At 72.5% G+C, this 15,911-nt stretch carries 13 protein-coding genes; 7 read left to right on the plus strand and 6 right to left on the minus strand.

Annotated features, from left to right (window positions below; all coding sequences use genetic code 11):
- Window positions 1-166: 166 nt before the first annotated feature.
- Window positions 167-1,315, plus strand: a complete 1,149-nt coding sequence (locus IW256_RS02890) for a methyltransferase domain-containing protein (protein WP_307828714.1) — start codon at window positions 167-169, stop codon at window positions 1,313-1,315.
- 41 nt (window positions 1,316-1,356) lie between these two features.
- Here IW256_RS02890 and IW256_RS02895 read toward each other — a convergent pair whose 3' ends face one another.
- The 3 genes from IW256_RS02895 to coaA form a co-directional block, all read right to left on the minus strand.
- Entirely contained in the window at window positions 1,357-3,591 is a 2,235-nt protein-coding gene (locus IW256_RS02895; RefSeq protein WP_197009463.1) for a DUF4132 domain-containing protein, read from the minus strand.
- Window positions 3,592-3,596: 5 nt separating this feature from the next.
- A complete protein-coding gene (locus IW256_RS02900; protein WP_197009464.1) occupies window positions 3,597-5,807 on the minus strand; it encodes a DUF4132 domain-containing protein in 2,211 nt (736 codons plus the stop codon).
- Window positions 5,808-5,903: 96 nt separating this feature from the next.
- A complete protein-coding gene (gene coaA, locus IW256_RS02905) occupies window positions 5,904-6,842 on the minus strand; it encodes a type I pantothenate kinase (protein WP_420535389.1) in 939 nt (312 codons plus the stop codon).
- 122 nt (window positions 6,843-6,964) lie between these two features.
- Here coaA and glmS point away from each other — a divergent pair, with 122 nt between their 5' ends.
- Window positions 6,965-8,809: a glutamine--fructose-6-phosphate transaminase (isomerizing) gene (gene glmS, locus IW256_RS02910; RefSeq protein WP_197009465.1), complete on the plus strand. Its 1,845-nt coding sequence runs from the start codon at window positions 6,965-6,967 to the stop codon at window positions 8,807-8,809.
- Here the strand turns inward: glmS and IW256_RS02915 are convergent.
- The 3 genes from IW256_RS02915 to IW256_RS02925 all read right to left on the minus strand — a co-directional run bounded on the left by IW256_RS02915 (window position 8,796) and on the right by IW256_RS02925 (window position 10,377).
- Window positions 8,796-9,086 (minus strand): DUF397 domain-containing protein, encoded by a 291-nt coding sequence (locus tag IW256_RS02915; protein WP_197009466.1) that lies wholly within the window; start codon window positions 9,084-9,086, stop codon window positions 8,796-8,798. The genes glmS and IW256_RS02915 overlap by 14 nt on opposite strands.
- A 166-nt stretch (window positions 9,087-9,252) precedes the next feature.
- Window positions 9,253-9,471: a DUF397 domain-containing protein gene (locus tag IW256_RS40770; RefSeq protein ID WP_197009467.1), complete on the minus strand. Its 219-nt coding sequence runs from the start codon at window positions 9,469-9,471 to the stop codon at window positions 9,253-9,255.
- A gap of 24 nt (window positions 9,472-9,495) precedes the next feature.
- Entirely contained in the window at window positions 9,496-10,377 is an 882-nt protein-coding gene (locus IW256_RS02925) for a helix-turn-helix domain-containing protein (protein WP_197009468.1), read from the minus strand.
- Window positions 10,378-10,650: 273 nt separating this feature from the next.
- Between IW256_RS02925 and IW256_RS02930 the strand changes: the two genes are divergently transcribed.
- The 5 genes from IW256_RS02930 to tsaE all read left to right on the plus strand — a co-directional run bounded on the left by IW256_RS02930 (window position 10,651) and on the right by tsaE (window position 15,808).
- Window positions 10,651-11,010 carry a holo-ACP synthase gene (locus IW256_RS02930; RefSeq protein ID WP_197009469.1) on the plus strand — a complete coding sequence of 120 codons (360 nt, stop codon included), beginning with the start codon at window positions 10,651-10,653 and terminating at the stop codon, window positions 11,008-11,010.
- 256 nt (window positions 11,011-11,266) lie between these two features.
- Window positions 11,267-12,775, plus strand: a complete 1,509-nt coding sequence (locus tag IW256_RS02940) for an NAD(P)H-hydrate dehydratase (RefSeq protein WP_197009471.1) — start codon at window positions 11,267-11,269, stop codon at window positions 12,773-12,775.
- Between the two features lie 114 nt (window positions 12,776-12,889).
- Complete coding sequence (gene alr / locus IW256_RS02945; protein ID WP_197009472.1) at window positions 12,890-14,035, plus strand: alanine racemase; 1,146 nt, start codon at window positions 12,890-12,892, stop codon at window positions 14,033-14,035.
- The gene (locus IW256_RS02950) at window positions 14,028-15,236 is read left to right on the plus strand and encodes an alpha/beta fold hydrolase (RefSeq protein ID WP_197009473.1); all 1,209 of its coding nucleotides are present in this window, start codon (window positions 14,028-14,030) and stop codon (window positions 15,234-15,236) included. Before alr ends, IW256_RS02950 begins: the two co-directional genes overlap by 8 nt.
- Window positions 15,237-15,307: 71 nt before the next feature.
- A complete protein-coding gene (gene tsaE, locus IW256_RS02955; RefSeq protein ID WP_197009474.1) occupies window positions 15,308-15,808 on the plus strand; it encodes a tRNA (adenosine(37)-N6)-threonylcarbamoyltransferase complex ATPase subunit type 1 TsaE in 501 nt (166 codons plus the stop codon).
- Window positions 15,809-15,911: the final 103 nt, after the last annotated feature.

The raw sequence follows: 15,911 nt of genomic DNA on the forward strand, positions 1-15,911 counted from the left end.
GCCATGACCTCGGACGAGGAAGGGACTCCGAGGCGGCGCCGCCCAGGGGATCAGGCGTCGGAGGGGAAGGGAGCCGGGAATGGGAAGGCATGACGAGAAGAAGGAGGGCGACGGCAAATGGGATCGGCCACCCCGGGGCGGGAAACATGAGAAGGGCGGCAAGTAGGTGCCGTCGGTCGCCGACCGCCTGACGGAGCTCGTCTCCGGTCTGGAGGCGTCCGGAGACCTGGAGCCTGAGTGGCGGGACGCCTTCCGGGCCGTTCCCCGGCACCTGTTCATTCCCGCCACGGTGTGGACCGAGGTCGGCGGCGACCTCGTGCCGCTCCGCCGGGCGGACGAACGGGAGAGGTGGCTGGACCTCTGCTACGCCGACGACTTCGTGGCGACCCAGGTGGACGACGGCCGGCCGCCGGTACCGGGGGCCGTGGGCGTGGAGATCACCAGTTCGTCCAGCAGGCCCGGCGTGGTGGCCCTCATGCTCGCCGCGCTCGACGCCGAGCCGGGAATGAAGGTTCTGGAGATCGGCACGGGGACGGGCTGGAACGCCGCTCTCCTCGCCGAACGTCTGGGCGCGGAGTGCGTCACCACGGTCGAGGTCGATGCGCGGGTGGCGGAGCACGCGCGCCGAACACTGAGGGAGACGGGCCACAGGGTCTCGGCGATCACTGGGGACGGGGTCCTGGGCCATGGGCCCGGCGCCCCGTACGACCGGGTCATCGCGACCGTGGGCGTGCAACGCGTGCCCTACGCGTGGGTGGAGCAGACCCGTCCGGGCGGCCGGATCGTGGTGCCGTGGCAGACCGACTTCCACAACGGCGCGCTGCTCGCCCTGAACGTGCCCGGCGACGGGTCCGCGGTGGGACGTGTCGTCGGCGATGTGGCGTTCCTGCCTTTGCGAGCTCAGCGAGGGAAACGCGCCTCGCTGATCCGCGACGCGCACGTGGTGGGCCGGGCGCGCAGATCCGCTACGGCCCTGCACCCGTACGACGTGATCGGCGAATACGACGCCTCCCTCGCCATCGGGCTGAAGGTACGGCGCTGCAAGCGCATCGTGGAACATCACCCTGAGGAAGGCGAGTACACGGTGTGGCTCATCGACCCCTGGTCGGGTTCATGGGCGAGCCTCCGCCACGTCCCGGACGCGGATCGCTTCGAGGTGAGGCAGCTCGGATTCCGCAGCCTGTGGGACGAGGTGGAGGCGGCCTATCGGTGGTGGGTGGGCTTGGGGAGCCCCGTGGCCCCGCGCTGGGGCCTCACGGTGGGGGCCGGAGGGCAACGGGTCTGGCTCGATTCGCCGGGGAACCTCGTCGCCTGAGCCGGGCACCGTGAGGTCCGTGGCGGCGGGATCGGGGCGGATCAGGTGGTGGAGCCCTCGGTCAGCCTGGTCAGCTCGGCGAGGACCTCCGACGCGAGCGTGGGGTCGAGGTCGCCGAACGGGGCGTCGCCGATGCCGTAGGAGCGCTTGTCCAGGGCGACGGTACGGATCTCCTGGTCGGGGAACTCCTCGGGGCCGATCACCCGGATCCCGGGCTCGATGTGGATCACCAGGTGGCGGTCCTCGGCGAGCTTGAGGGACGCCTGGCGGCGGAAGCCCCCGGTCTCCTTCTCGCCCAGCTCCCAGCCCCGGCCGGTCAGGTTGAGGATCTTGCCGAAGTGGACGGTGCGGCCCTCGAAGCGGGCGAGGCGGGCCTCCTTGCGCTCCTCGTCGGTGAGGGTGTGGATCGTCCGGCCCAGCTGCGGGAACGGCTGGAGGATCTCGTAGTCGGCGAGGACCCGCGACCAGGCGTCCACGGCGCCGTCCAGGCGCAGCGGGTGGGGGAGGGTGACCCGGGCGCCGGCGGGGAGCGCGTACGCCTCGTCCTCGACGTCGGCGAGGGTGCGGTCCTCGGCGACGCGGAAGTGCGTGACCGTCCCGTCCGCCTCGGCGCTCCAGACCAGGCGGCGGGCGATGTGCCAGAGCAGCGGGTGGTCGACGAAGATCGACCGGAACTCCTCCGGCGTCCAGGCGCGCCCGGCGACCATCGCCGCCTCCAGCCGCTTGATCTGCTCGGCCGCGATCGTCCTGACCTCCTTCTTGAGGCCGGCGAAGCGCCGGTGGGCGGCGGGGGCCAGCTCGCCGTCGTCCTTGACGCCCGGTTTCGGCAGGGTCTTGCGGCGCTTGCCGTCGCCGTCCATGACGTAGGGCTTGAGCTGCTCGTCGAAGCCGACGCGGAAGGCGCGCGGGCCGTAGTCGAGCGTCATCCCGCCCTCGGCGTCCAGGCCGAGGTCGGGGACGAGCCGGTCGGCGAGCTGCTCGGACGTCAGCCCGCGCTCCTTGGCGATGCGTTCCAGGGCCCCCTGAGCCCCGGGCCGGATGCGCTTCTGGTCCTCCGCCTTCTGCGAGAGCCGGTGCAGGTGGCGCAGGGCCGAGTCGGTCCCCAGGCGGCTGAACACGCTCAGGGCGCTGGAGCCGCCGTACTCCCAGACCAGCGACTTGGGCCAGCGGGCGACGATCGGGGCGAGCCGGTCGGCGACCGCGTCGTTCGCCATGCGGATCAGCGCGTACTGGACGCCGCGGGACGCCCAGATCCTGGGCGTGTCGTCGGCCCGGTACAGCGCCCAGGCGAACTCGGCGAGCGAGTCGGGGTCGAACAGGTCGATGACCGTCTCGACGCCCGGGTACGGCTCGTACGGCTTGCAGAAGGACAGCATGGTGATGAGGTGCCGGGTCGCGGACGCGGGCAGGGCCTGTTCGCGTCCGCGCAGCAGGATCTGGGGCAGCCGGGCGGGGTCGAACGCCTCGGGGATCTCGGGGAGCGGTTCGGGGTAGAGGTCCAGCGGATCGACCTTGAGGGCGGCGATCGCCTCGACCGCCTCGTCGCCGTAGAAGCGCGCCGCCTCGATGAGGGCGTCGCGGCCGTGCGTCTCGGCGACCAGGCGGAGGGCGTCCTCGGCGCGCTGCCGCTTGGGGCCGGGCTTGCGCAGGGCGTCGGGGACGGTCAGCCGCGCGGCGGCCGTCCCGTGCTGCCTGAACCAGTCCGCGGCCCGGTCGCGGTTCGGGTAGACGCCGAAGTGCTTGATCATCAGCTGGGCGACGTCGGTGTCCACGAACGGTTCGAGCCCGCTGAAGACCCGCTCGTTCCCGGCCCGGTGCATCGCGGCCGGGTACGCGGCCAGGCCGTGGCGGGCCACGGCGCCCATCAGCACATAGCCCATCCTCCAGTCGCCGAAGTCGGCCCGGTACCGTTCGTCGGCCAGCAGCGCCTCGCCCAGGTGGAGGGGGGCCTGCATGATCAGTCCGACGATGAGGGGCCGGCGTTCGGCCACCTGGAGCTCCGTCAGCGCGCGTCCGCTGGAGAAGGTCCCGGCCGCCTCCTCCCAGTCGGTGTCCTCGGGAAGGCGCTCCCAGTAGTTCCTCTCGTACGGGGCGTCGAGCCACTTCTCCCGCTGGCCCGGCGCCCAGGCGACGGCGGTGGGCTCCTTGGGCGCCTTCAGCTTGAGGACGGGCGGCTCCTGGCCGGGCGGGAAGCGGACCCAGGGCGGGTTCACGAGCAGCTCGGGCAGGGAGCTTTCGGGGGCTTCCGGGACGAGGGGGGCGGAGATGTCGGACATCGCTCCTAGTTTCCGGTGAGGTGGGTCAGAGTGGAGAGGACTTCGGAGGCGACCACGGGATCGAGGTCCCCGAAGACCGGACCGTCCTTCTTGGACCCGTAAGTTGAGGAAGTGGTTCCGATCATGACCTGAGCGAGCGTCTGCTCGGGGAAGATGTCGACCGCGCCGACCGCGATGCCCGGAGTGAGGTCGACCACGATCCACCGGTCCGGTCCGACGCGCAGGGTGATCTCGTGCTCGACGCCGCCGTCCTGGGGGGCTCCCCGCTCCCAGCCGTGCCGGGTGAGCCCGAGGACCTTGCCGACGGGGACGGTGCGTCCCTCGAACCGGGCGAGCCGGGCCTCCTTGCGCTCCTCGTCGGTGAGCGTGTGGATCGTGCGGCCGAGCTGCGGGAACGGCTGGAGGATCTCGTAGTCGGCGAAGACCGTCCCCCACGCCTCCAGCGCCTCGCCCAGGAGCAGCGGGTGCGCGATGCCCACCTCGTCGGTGTCCCGCAGGGTGAACGGCTCGTCGTCGGCGTCGGCGAAGGTGCGGTCCTCGGCGATCCGGAACGGCCGCTCACCGGCCAGCCAGACCACCCGGCGGGCGATGTGCCAGATCAGCGGGTGGTCGACGAAGAAGGCCCGGAACTCCTGCGACGTCCAGCGGCGCCCGGTCACCATGGCGGTCTCCAGGCGCTCGATCTGCTCCGCCGCGATCGTCCGCACGTCCTTCTTGAGGTCGGCGAACCGGCGGTACGCGGCGGGGGCCAGCTCGCCGTCGTCCTTCACGCCGGGCTTGGGCAGCGCCTTGCGGCGCTTGCCGTCGCCGTCCATGACGTAGGGCTTGAGCTGCTCGTCGAAGCCGACGCGGAAGGCGCGCGGGCCGTAGTCGAGCGTCATCCCGCCCTCGGCGTCCAGGCCGAGGCCGGGGACGAGCCGGTCGGCGAGCTGCTCGGAGCTGAGCCCGCGGTCCTTGGCGGCCTGGGCGATCGCGAGCCGTGCCTGGTGCCGGAGGCCGGTGAACTTCACCTTCCGGGCGATGGCGTTGAGATGGATCAGTGCCACGTCGGTGCCGATCGAGGTCAGCACGTTCAGGCCCTGGACCGCCTTGGCATGGCCCGACTTGCCCGGCCAGACCCGGATGATCGGGGTGAGCCGCCGTACGGTCTCGTCGTCGCCCAGCCATCCGAGCTGGTGCAGCACCCACCCGCTGCGCGACGGCTCGCCCGCCGCCCGCCACGCCTCGAAGACCGCCCAGGAGAACTCCGCGAGGGAGCCCGGCGTGCACCCCTCGACGACCGGCGCCAGACCGGGATGCGGCCTGGCGCCGGAGAGCGAGAGCAGGGACACGACGTTGCGGGCCGCGGCGGGCGGCACGGCGCGTCCGCACTCCTTCAGGACGAGCCGGGGCAGTTCGGCCGCGTCCAGCCACGAGAGCTTGGGGGGACGCTGGGCGTCGCCGGCCGGCTTCTTGGCGGCGCCGGTGACCGGCGGCTCGCCGCGCAGCACCTCGGCCACGGCCCCGGCGGCCTCGTCGCCGTGCGCGCGGGCGGCCTCGGCGACGGCGTCCGCGCCGTGCTCGCCCGCCACGAACCACAGCGCCGCCACGGCCTTCTTACGGGCCGGGCGGCTCTTGCCCAGCGCGTCGGGGACCAGGAAAGGCACGGCCGCAAGGCCATGCCTGCCGAACCAGGCGGCGGCGACCTTCCGCGCCGACTTCAGGCGGAACAGCCAGTCGGCCATGAGCACCGCCACCTCGGCGTCCAGGAAGGGAAGGAGCGCCTGCGCGTCGGCGGCCGGGGCGACCCCGGCGCAGTGCACGACGACGCCGCGGGCGTCCGACTCGAACCGTGCCACCACCGGCCTGAGGTACTTCCAGATGTACCTGGGGTACCGCGGGCGCCACTCGGCCAGCAGCGGGCGGACCAGCTCCACGGGGGCCTTGGCGAACATGCCGGCCTGCGTCGGCTCGTACTGGACGCCGGTCCCGTCGCGGTAGCTCTGGACGGCCTGCTCCCACTCGCCGCGAACGGAGTTGTAGACCGAGACCTTCTCCCACTGCGCGCGCTCCCCGGGCAGCCAGGCGACGATCCGTTCGTCCGGGGGCGTCAGGCCGGGGACGAGCCTGGGCTCGGGCTCCGGGGCCCTGGCGGGCTTGGGCTTGCGCGCCTCCTGCTCCCACGGCGGATCGACGAGAATCGGCGGGAGCGCGTCGGCGGGAGCGTCCTCGATCATGGGCGGTGCTGCCTCTCGGTGCCGGTGAACGCCCGAGGGGCGGGCGTTTCATGCGGCCACACCGTAGAGGAGGGGGCCGACAGGCGTGCGCGAGGCTCAGATGCGGCGCAGCCGGACCCGCTGGATGGCGTGGTCGCGGCCCTTGTGCAGGACGAGGGTGGCGCGGGCGCGGGACGGCAGGATGTTGGACACCAGGTTGATCTCGTTGACGTCCCGCCACACCCGCTGCGCGAACGCCGCCGCCTCGTCCTCGTCTAGCTGCGAATAGCGGTGGAAGTAGGAGCGGGGGTCGGTGAACGCGGTGCGGCGCAGCGCGAACAGCCGGTCCACGTACCACTGCCGGATGTCCTCCACCCGGGCGTCCACGTAGATGGAGAAGTCGAAGAAGTCCGAAACGCCGAGCTGCCCGGCCGGCGGGGCCTGGAGCACGTTCAGGCCCTCCACGATGAGGATGTCGGGGCGCCGGACGGTCTGGGTCGCGCCGGGGACGATGTCGTACTCCAGGTGGGAGTAGACCGGGATCGTGTGCTCTCCGGCGCCCGCCTTGATCGCCGACACGAAGCGGACCAGCGCGCGCCGGTCGTAGGACTCGGGGAAGCCCTTGCGGTCCATGATCCCGCGCTCGGACAGCACCGCGTTGGGGTACAGGAAGCTGTCGGTGGTGACCAGCTCCACGCTGGGATGCTCGGGCCAGCGGGCCAGCAGCGTGCGCAGCAGCCGGGACGTGGTGGACTTGCCGACCGCGACGCTGCCCGCGACCCCGATGATGAACGGGGTGGGCTGCACCGGCTCGCCGAGGAACGCGCCGATGGTGTCCCGCAGCCCGCCGTCGGCCAGGAAGAAGAGGTTGAGCAGCCGCGACAGGGGCAGGTAGACCTCCTCGACCTCGGTGATGTCGATCGGGTCGCGCAGACCGCGCAGCGCGTCCAGCTCGCCGGGGGTCAGGGGCAGCGGGGTGTTCTCGCGCAGGGCACGCCAGGCGTCGCGCGTGAGTTCCACGTAGGGGCTAGGCACGCTGTCCCATCCGCTCATCATGGGTGAACAGTAAACACCGGTCCTGGTGGACACCGGCGTTTCACCGGCCGTCAACGCTATAGCCATGTGTTCCCTGCCCGTGGTGGCGGGTCCGGGTGGGGCGAGCGAATAGGCTTGCCGCCATGTGCGGAATCGTTGGGTACGTGGGCGCCAAGCCGGCACTGGACGTCGTCATCGAGGGACTGGCGCGGCTGGAGTACCGGGGTTACGACTCGGCCGGGGTGGCGGTCCTGGCCGACGGGGCCCTGGCGACGGCCAAGCGCGCCGGCAAGCTGGTCAACCTGCGCACCGCGCTGGCGGAGGAGCCCCCGCCCGCCGGGACGCTGGGCATGGGGCACACCCGGTGGGCCACGCACGGCCCGCCGAACGACCGCAACGCGCACCCGCACACCGACTGCTCGGGGACGGTCGCGGTCATCCACAACGGGATCATCGAGAACTTCGCCGAGCTGCGGGCCGAGCTGGAGGAGCGCGGGCACAAGCTCTCCTCCGACACCGACACCGAGGCCGTCGCGCACCTCCTGGAGGACGAGCTGGCGTCCGCCGGGGGACTGGCCGAGGCCATGCGGCGCGTCTGCGGCCGGCTCGAAGGCGCGTTCACCCTGGTGGCGGTGCACACCGGCGACGCCGACCTGGTGGTGGGCGCCCGCCGCAACTCCCCGCTGGTCGTCGGCGTGGGGGACGGCGAGAACTTCCTGGCCAGCGACGTGGCCGCGTTCATCGCCCACACCCGCGACGCGATCGAGCTGGGCCAGGACCAGGTCGTCGAGCTGCGTTCGGGCGGGGTGACCGTCACCGACTTCGCGGGCCGCCCGGCCGAGGTGAAGGAGTACCACGTCGACTGGGACGTGTCGGCCGCGGAGAAGGGCGGCTACGACTACTTCATGCTCAAGGAGATCGCCGAGCAGCCGCGGGCGGTCGCCGACACCCTGCTCGGCCGGATCGGTGCCGACGGCCGGCTCCACCTGGACGAGATGCGCATCTCCGACCAGGAGCTGCGCGAGGTCGACAAGATCATCATCGTGGCCTGCGGCACGTCCTACCACGCGGGCCTGATCGCCAAGTACGCCATCGAGCACTGGGCCGGGCTGCCCTGCGAAGTGGAGCTGGCCAGCGAGTTCCGCTACCGGGACCCGATCCTGAGCCGCAGCACGCTGGTCATCGCGATCTCGCAGTCCGGCGAGACCATGGACGCGCTGATGGCGGTCCGGCACGCCCGCGAGCAGCACGCCAAGCTGCTCGGCATCTGCAACGTCAACGGCTCGACGCTGCCCCGCGAGTGCGACGGCGTGCTCTACACCCACGCCGGCCCCGAGATCGCGGTCGCCTCCACCAAGGCGTTCCTCACCCAGCTCGTCGCCGTCTACCTCATCGCGCTGTACCTGGCCCAGGTCCGGGGCACCAAGTGGGGCGACGAGGTCTTCGCCATGGTCCAGCTCCTGGCGCAGATGCCGGAGAAGGTGGACAAGGTCCTGGAGACCATGGAGCCCGTACGTGAGCTGGCCCGTTCGCTGGCGGGCGAGCGGTGCGTGCTGTTCCTCGGGCGTCACGTGGGCTTCCCGGTCGCGCTGGAGGGCGCGCTCAAGCTCAAGGAGCTCGCCTACATGCATGCCGAGGGGTTCGCGGCGGGTGAGCTCAAGCACGGCCCCATCGCGCTCATCGAGGAGGGGCTGCCGGTCGTCGTGGTGGTGCCCCCGCGCGCCCGGGACGTGCTGCACGACAAGATCGTGTCGAACATCCAGGAGATCCGCGCCCGGGGCGCCCGGACGATCGTGATCGCCGAGGAGGGCGACGCGTCGGTCGAGCCGTACGCCGACACCCTGATCGCCGTCCCCGCCGTCCCCACCCTGCTCCAGCCCCTGGTGACCACGGTCCCGCTCCAGGTCTTCGCCTGCGAGCTGGCGACCGCCAAGGGCCACGACGTCGACCAGCCGCGCAACCTGGCCAAGTCCGTCACGGTCGAGTAGCGGCCCGGCCGGACGGCGAGGAGGCCGGCGAGGAGGCCGGCGGGGGCCCGGCCTGCGGCGGACGGTCGAAGGCCCCCGCCCTCACGGCCGTCAGGAAGGACCGCCACCCGGCGGGGGTCAGGGAGAGCACCGCGCCGCTCTCCGGGAGGGTGCCGTCCCTGAGCGCGGCCGAGGGCCCGCCGGGGCCCTCCGACCGCGCGACTTCGACGCAGCCGTTGTTGGTCTGGCAGTACCCGCTCCGCCTCCAGCGGAGCGGCGTCGGTCTGTCGGGTCGCATGCGACCTCCTCGGTGTGGCCGGCGCCGGTCGTGCTCCCCGCCATTAAAGGGCACCTCAACCCTTACTGACATGCCACCGAATGGTGGCCTGTCACGATGCCGAGGTGACCCTCCGGACACGATGAGGGGCCCGGCCGCACGCGGCCGGGCCCCTCATCGCGTGCCCTCAGAGGGACGCGTCGAGATCCCCTTGCTTGACCCGGTCCGTGAACGCGCGCCATTCTCGGACCGAGAACAGCAGGACCGGACTGGCATCGCCGTGTTTGGCATCTCGGGCGGCTATTGCCCGAACTGTCCCCATTGCTGCGATTTCCACGCACGTGCCGTTGGCGGCGCAGCGACTACCCTTGCGCCAGGAGATCGAATCGAATTCGGCGGAGGTCACGCGATATCCTTCAGTTCAGAGACCTCAGTCTGTGATTTGTTGTTCCCATCTGTTGAGAATCTCCGCGATCATGTCCCTGGACTCGGCCGGCTCCAGCGCCGACTCGGCCAAAGTGTCATGGGCGAGCCGGTACAGATGTGTCGTCACCTCGTCCTCGAAATGGCTTACCGCCAGACTCTCGGTATGCACGATATCGGGAAAGGTGATGTCATGCGAAGCGGCGAACTCCAGCAGCGTGAAAGAGCCTTCCATGAGCGGGTGCTGGGCACTCATCGGGAATATCTGAACTCGCACATTGGGGAGCTTTGTGACCGTGAAAAGATGGCGCATTTGGTGTGCCATGACTGAATCATCCCCGACCAGTCGCCAGAGAGCGGATTCGTCGATCACGATCCACAGCTCCACCGAGGAGGGCTCGCGCCGCAGGATCTCCTGGCGCCGCATCCGGACCTCGACCCGGCGGTCGATCTCGCGCGGCGGGGTGGCCGCGATGGTGTTCCATCCGGAGACGACCGTCCGGGCGTAGTCCTCGGTCTGCAACAGCCCCGGGATGGTGTGCGTCTCCCATTGACGGATCAGGCTCGCCTCCGCCTCCATGGCGATGTAGTCGGGGTAGCCGCCGATCAGATCGCGGTACTCCTCCCACCATCCGCGTTCGGCGGCGTCGTGCGCCAGCGCGATGATCTCCTCGCGGCGCGCGCCGCCGACCTCGTACAGGTCGAGCAGCAGCCGGACGTCGGCGATCTTGGCGCCGGTACGCGCGTTCTCGATCCGGCTCACCTTGGCGGTCGACCAGTCCAGCCGGTCCGCCACCTCGTCTCCGGTGAGCCCGATCTGCTCGCGTATCCGGCGCAGTTCGGCGGCGAGCCTGCGCTGCCGTACGGAAGGACGTGGGGATGCGCTCATCGCTGCGGCCTCTCCTGCCGGGGAGGAGACCTCCCGGGTGCGCCAAAGGGGGGCGGCGCCGTGCGGGGAGAGCTCCCGTATGGCGAATCGAAACTGGTGTGCGTGATTACCCGTCCGGTGGAACCGTAACTTGCACAGCAAGCTACGCGCACTCACCATTCGATCAAAGGCCCACTTTATTCGGCGCGACCCCGCTGGGAAGTGTTCTGGCAGGTCCGGCCATTGATCGTTGCGATTACCCGGCGGCCCGCCCGCTCGTGGGACCCTGGGCGGGTGATCGTGGGAGTGGGGATCGACGTCGTGGACATCGCCAGGTTCGAGCGTTCGCTGGAGCGCACCCCGGGCTTGCGGGACCGGCTGTTCACCGAGGTGGAACGGGGGATGGCCGGGCGGTCACTGGCGGCCCGCTTCGCCGCGAAGGAGGCGCTGGCCAAGGCGCTGGGCGCGCCCCGCGGCCTGCTGTGGACCGACGCGGAGATCGGGCGGGCCGAGGACGGCCGTCCCGTCCTGCGGGTGGCCGGGACCGTCGCCGAGGCGGCGGCCGGGCGCGGGGTCACGCGCTGGCACGTCTCGCTCAGCCATGACGCCGGCGTCGCCACCGCCGTCGTGATCGCCGAGTCCGAGTCTGGGTAGTACGTACGCGGTCGGGCCTGCGGGTCCCGGTACGGGCGCCGGGCCGCGGGACCAGGGAACGTGGGGAGCGGAGCATGGCGAGCGGGTCGAGCGGGTCGAGCGGGTCGAAAGGGCTGGTCGGACCGGACGGGCCGGTCGGATCGGTCGGGCCGGACGGGCCGGTCGGATCGGTCGGGCCGGACGGGCCGGTCGGATCGGTCGGGCCGGACGGGCCGGTCGGATCGGTCGGGGCGGACGGATCGGTCGGGTCGGTCGGATGAGGTACGCGCACGAGGTCGGCAAGGTCCGGGCCGCGGAGCGGGCGCTGATGGCCCGGCTGCCCGAGGGCGCCCTGATGCAGCGGGCCGCCGCCGGGCTGGCGGCCGTCTGCGCCCGGCTCCTCCCCGCGTTGTACGGGGCCGACGTGGTCCTGCTGGTCGGCGGCGGGGACAACGGCGGGGACGCGCTGTACGCGGGGGCGCGGCTGGCGCGCCGGGGCGCCCGCGTCACGGCCGTCCCGGCGAGCCCGCGGATCCACCGGGCCGGGCTCGGCGCCCTGCGCGCGGCCGGCGGGCGGGTGCTCGGGCAGGCGCCGCCGGAGGAGGAGGCGGCCGGGGCCGTCGCCGGGGCGGACCTGATCATCGACGGGCTGACCGGGATCGGCGGGACGGGCGCGCTGCGCGAGCCGCACGCCACGCTGGCCCGGCTGGCGTCGGAGGCCCCCGGGACGGTCGTCGCCTGCGACGTGCCGAGCGGGGTGGACGCGGGATCGGGCCGGGTGGACGGCCCGGCCGTCCGGGCCGACGTGACCGTCACCTTCGGCACCCACAAGCCCGGCCTGCTGATCGACCCGGGCGCGGCGTACTGCGGCGTGGTGGAGCTGGTGGACATCGGCCTCGGCCCCGACCTGCCCGACCCGGACGTGGTCGCGGCCCGTCCCGAGGACGTCCGGCCGCCCGAGCCCGGCCCCGAGTCCGACAAGTACCGGCGCGGGGTGGTCGGGATCATCGCGGGCGGGGAGCGGTTCACCGGGGCCGCCGTGCTCGCCGCCGGAGGCGCGGTGCACGGGGGAGCGGGGATGGTGCGGTTCGCCTCCGCGCCGCACGCGGTGGAACTCGTCCGGCAGCGCTGGCCCGAGGCGGTGACCACGGTCATCGAGCCGAAACCGGACGCCCTCGAACGGATCGGCCGCGTGCAGGCCTGGGTGGTGGGCCCCGGCCTGGGCACGGACCGCGACGGCGAGACCCTGGTCGAGGCGGTGCTCGGCACCGACCTGCCCGTGCTGGTGGACGCCGACGGCCTGACCGTCCTGGCGCGCCGCCGCGACCTGCTGCGGCGAACGGCGCCGACGCTGCTGACCCCCCACGCCGGGGAGCTGGCCCGGCTGATCGGCGCGGACCGGGACGCGATCGAGGCGGCGCGGCTGGACCACGTGCGGCGGGCGGCGGCCGAGCTGTCGGCGACGGTGCTGCTCAAGGGCTCGACGACGCTGGTGGCCGAGGAGGACCGCCCGGTCCGGGTCAACCCGACCGGCACGCCGCGGCTGGCCACCGCCGGCACCGGCGACGTGCTGTCGGGCCTGGTCGGGGCGCTGCTGGCCGGGGGGCTGCCCGCGCTGGACGCGGCCGCGTCCGGGGCCTACCTGCACGGGCTGGCGGCGCGGATCGCCGCCGCGGGCGGTCCCCCCGCCCCCGGACGGGAACCGGGCGAACGGTCCGGAGAGGCCCCGATCAGCGCGTACGACGTGATCACCGCGCTTCCCGCCGCCTTCCGCGCGGTGTGGTGAATTCTCTGAAATGGGTAGGTAACACGGTAGGCGTCGGCCAGGTCGGCGGGAACGCGCACTGCACCGCGGGTGAGGGGCGCGTTCACGGGTCGGGGGGCGGCACACTGGGTAACCATGAGGAGTCCAGCAGAGGCACGCGTCGATCTCGACGCCATCAGCGGCAATGTGGCGTCGCTACGCGAGCGCGCCGGAGGCGCTGAGGTCATGGCCATGGTGAAGGCCGAGGCGTACGGCCACGGCCTGATCCCCGCCGCCCGCGCCGCCCTCGCCGGCGGCGCCACCTGGCTGGGCGTGGCCAAGGTGGCCGAGGGGCTTCGGTTGCGCGCGGAGGGCCTGACCGGTGTGCGGACGCTGGTCTCTCTGGGCGTGCCGGGCGAGCCGTACGACCAGGCGATCGCGGCGGACATCGACCTGACCGCGGGCGCTCCCTGGATGGTCCGGGAGATCGCCGACGCCGCGGTCCGCGCGGGCCGGCCCGCGCGGATCCACCTGAAGGCCGACACGGGGATGTCCCGGGGCGGCGCGGGGGCGGAGGAGTGGCCCGCGCTGGTGGAGGCGGCGCTGGCCGCCGAGGCCGCCGGGCACCTGCGCGTGGTGGGGTTGATGTCCCATTTCGCCTGCGCCGACGAGCCGGGGCACCCCTCGAACGCGAGCCAGCTCGCGGTCTTCCGGGAGATGGTCGAGCACGCGGAGAAGGCCGGTGTCAGGCCCGAGGTCCGGCACCTGTCCAACTCGGCCGCGACGCTGACCCTCCCCGAGGCGCGGTTCGACCTCGTCCGCCCCGGGATCGCCATCTACGGGCTGACGCCGGTCCCGGAGGCCGGTACCTTCGGGCTGCGGCCGGCCATGACGCTGGTCGCCGGCACGGCCCTGGTCAAGCGGGTCCCCGCGGGCAGCGGCGTGTCGTACGGGCACACCTACGTCACCGGACGGGAGACCAACCTGGCCGTCGTGCCCGCCGGCTACGGCGACGGGATCCCCCGGCACGGTTCCAGCCTGCTGGAAGTGCTGGCGGGGGGCGCGCGGCGCCGGATCGCCGGGCGGGTGTGCATGGACCAGTTCGTGATCGACCTGGGCGACGACACGCTCGCCGCCGGGGACGAGATCGTGCTGTTCGGGCCGGGCGACCGCGGCGAGCCCACCGCCCAGGAATGGGCGGACGCGCTGGGGACGATCTCGTACGAGATCGTCACCCGCATCGGGTCCCGGGTGCCCCGCGTGTACACCGGGCAGGCCGCCGGAGGGGGCGTGGATGGCTAGCGGTCGCAGGCGCAGGATGGGCGTCGCCGGCGCGGTGGCGGGCGTCGGCGCGGCCGGCGTGGGCGCCGCCGTGGGGCTGCGCCGGCTGGCGGTGGGCCGGGTCCGGCTGCGGCCCGACCCCGACGCCGACGAGCCGTTCGGCGAGCTGCGCGGCCGGCCGCTCACCGTCCAGGCCGACGACGGGGTGCCGCTGTACGTGGAGGTGGACGGCCCCGACGACGCCCCGCTGACCATCGTCTTCAGCCACGGCTACACCCTCAACCAGGACTCCTGGCACTTCCAGCGGCGCGACCTGGCCGCCGGCCTCGACCGCGCCGCCGGCAGGGACCACGGCAAGGACCACGCCAAGGATCACGGCAAGGACCACGCCAAGTACGCCAAGCACGCCAAGCGGCCCGGCGCCAAGCAGCCCGGGGGCAGGCGGCTCAGGCTGGTCTTCTGGGACCAGCGCAGCCACGGCCGATCGGGACGCAGCAAGCCCACCCACGCCACCGTCGACCAGACCGGCGAGGACCTCTACACGGTGCTGCGGGCCACGGTCGAGCCGGACGCCCCCGTCGTCCTGGTCGGTCATTCCATGGGCGGCATGTCGGTCATGGCCTTGGCGCACCGCCACCCCGAGCTCTTCGAGGGCGGCAAGGGCGAGCCCCGCGTGGTCGGGGTCGCGCTGGTCAACACCTCATGCGGCGACCTGGCCGAGATGACGCTGGGCCTGCCGCTGGTCCTGGCCAAGGTGCTGCGTCCCTTGGCGCCCGGTACGCTGCGCGGTCTGGGCCGGCAGGCCGACCTGGTCGACCGCGCTCGGGCGCTGGGCGCCGACTTCGCGTTCATCGTCACCCGCCGGATGGCGTTCGCCGACCGGTACGTGAGCCCGACGGTGGTCGCCTTCCTGGAACAGATGATCAGGGCGACGCCGATCGACGTGATCGCCGAGTTCTATCCGGAACTGCTCGCCCACGACAAGACCGCCGCCCTGGAGACGATCGGCAGGGTGCCGGTGCTGGTGATGTCGGGCGGCGAGGACCGGCTGACGCCGCCCCAGCACGGCCGGTCCATCGCCGAGGCCCTGCCGGACGCGGAGTACGTGGAGGTCGGCGACGCCGGGCACGTCCTGCCGCTGGAATACCCCGGCGTGGTCACCGGGGGGCTGCGGCGCCTGGTCGGCAGGATCGGATCGGCACGCGAGGAACGCACCGCGTGAACGGCCCCGCGGGCCCGCTCGCACCGAGCGGAGACCCGGCGGGCCCGGCGACGCGACGGAGCGATGGAGCCATGGAGAAGAGCGAGGAGCGGAGCGTGGGCGTCACCCTGGAGGTTCCCACCACGGAGGACATGCGGCGGCTCGGGCTGCGGCTGGGCGATCTGCTGCGGCCCGGCGACCTGCTGGTCCTCACCGGCGATCTGGGGGCGGGCAAGACCACGCTGACCCAGGGGATCGGCGAGGGCCTGAAGGTGCGGGGGCCGATCACCTCGCCGACGTTCGTCATCGCGCGGGTGCACCCCTCGCTGGCGGGCGGTCCGGCGCTGGTCCACGTGGACGCCTACCGGCTGGGCGGTTTCGCGGAACTCGACGATCTCGATCTGGACGCCTCGGCGGAGGAATCGGTCACCGTCGTGGAATGGGGCGAGGGGCTGGCCGAGGGCCTGGCGGACGCCCGGCTGGAAGTGATCATTTCTCGGGGGGACGGCTCCGGAGAGCCTGGAGAGACCCGGAAAGTAAAGATCATTGGGGTCGGCGACCGGTGGGCCGGCCTGGAACGGGATCTTCGCTGAAGCGAGAAGGCCGGGCGTTTTTCCGCTAGGGCGAGTGGTCCACTTTACGGTTAGATGTCGTACTCTTTGCCCGAACGAACCTCACCTTCAAGACATATCAGCT

Origin of the sequence: Actinomadura viridis (assembly GCF_015751755.1) — a bacterium.
Lineage (GTDB): Bacteria > Actinomycetota > Actinomycetes > Streptosporangiales > Streptosporangiaceae > Spirillospora > Spirillospora viridis.

Coding starts and splice junctions, on each gene's coding strand:
- IW256_RS02940 (WP_197009471.1), top strand. CDS start 11,267: ATGAGGTACGCGCACGAGGTCGGCAAGGTCCGGGCCGCGGAGCGGGCG.
- IW256_RS02915 (WP_197009466.1), bottom strand. CDS start 9,086: ATGCGACCCGACAGACCGACGCCGCTCCGCTGGAGGCGGAGCGGGTAC.
- coaA (WP_420535389.1), bottom strand. CDS start 6,842: ATGATGAGCGGATGGGACAGCGTGCCTAGCCCCTACGTGGAACTCACG.
- IW256_RS02925 (WP_197009468.1), bottom strand. CDS start 10,377: ATGAGCGCATCCCCACGTCCTTCCGTACGGCAGCGCAGGCTCGCCGCC.
- IW256_RS02895 (WP_197009463.1), bottom strand. CDS start 3,591: ATGTCCGACATCTCCGCCCCCCTCGTCCCGGAAGCCCCCGAAAGCTCC.
- alr (WP_197009472.1), top strand. CDS start 12,890: ATGAGGAGTCCAGCAGAGGCACGCGTCGATCTCGACGCCATCAGCGGC.
- IW256_RS02900 (WP_197009464.1), bottom strand. CDS start 5,807: ATGATCGAGGACGCTCCCGCCGACGCGCTCCCGCCGATTCTCGTCGAT.
- tsaE (WP_197009474.1), top strand. CDS start 15,308: ATGGAGAAGAGCGAGGAGCGGAGCGTGGGCGTCACCCTGGAGGTTCCC.
- IW256_RS02950 (WP_197009473.1), top strand. CDS start 14,028: ATGGCTAGCGGTCGCAGGCGCAGGATGGGCGTCGCCGGCGCGGTGGCG.
- glmS (WP_197009465.1), top strand. CDS start 6,965: ATGTGCGGAATCGTTGGGTACGTGGGCGCCAAGCCGGCACTGGACGTC.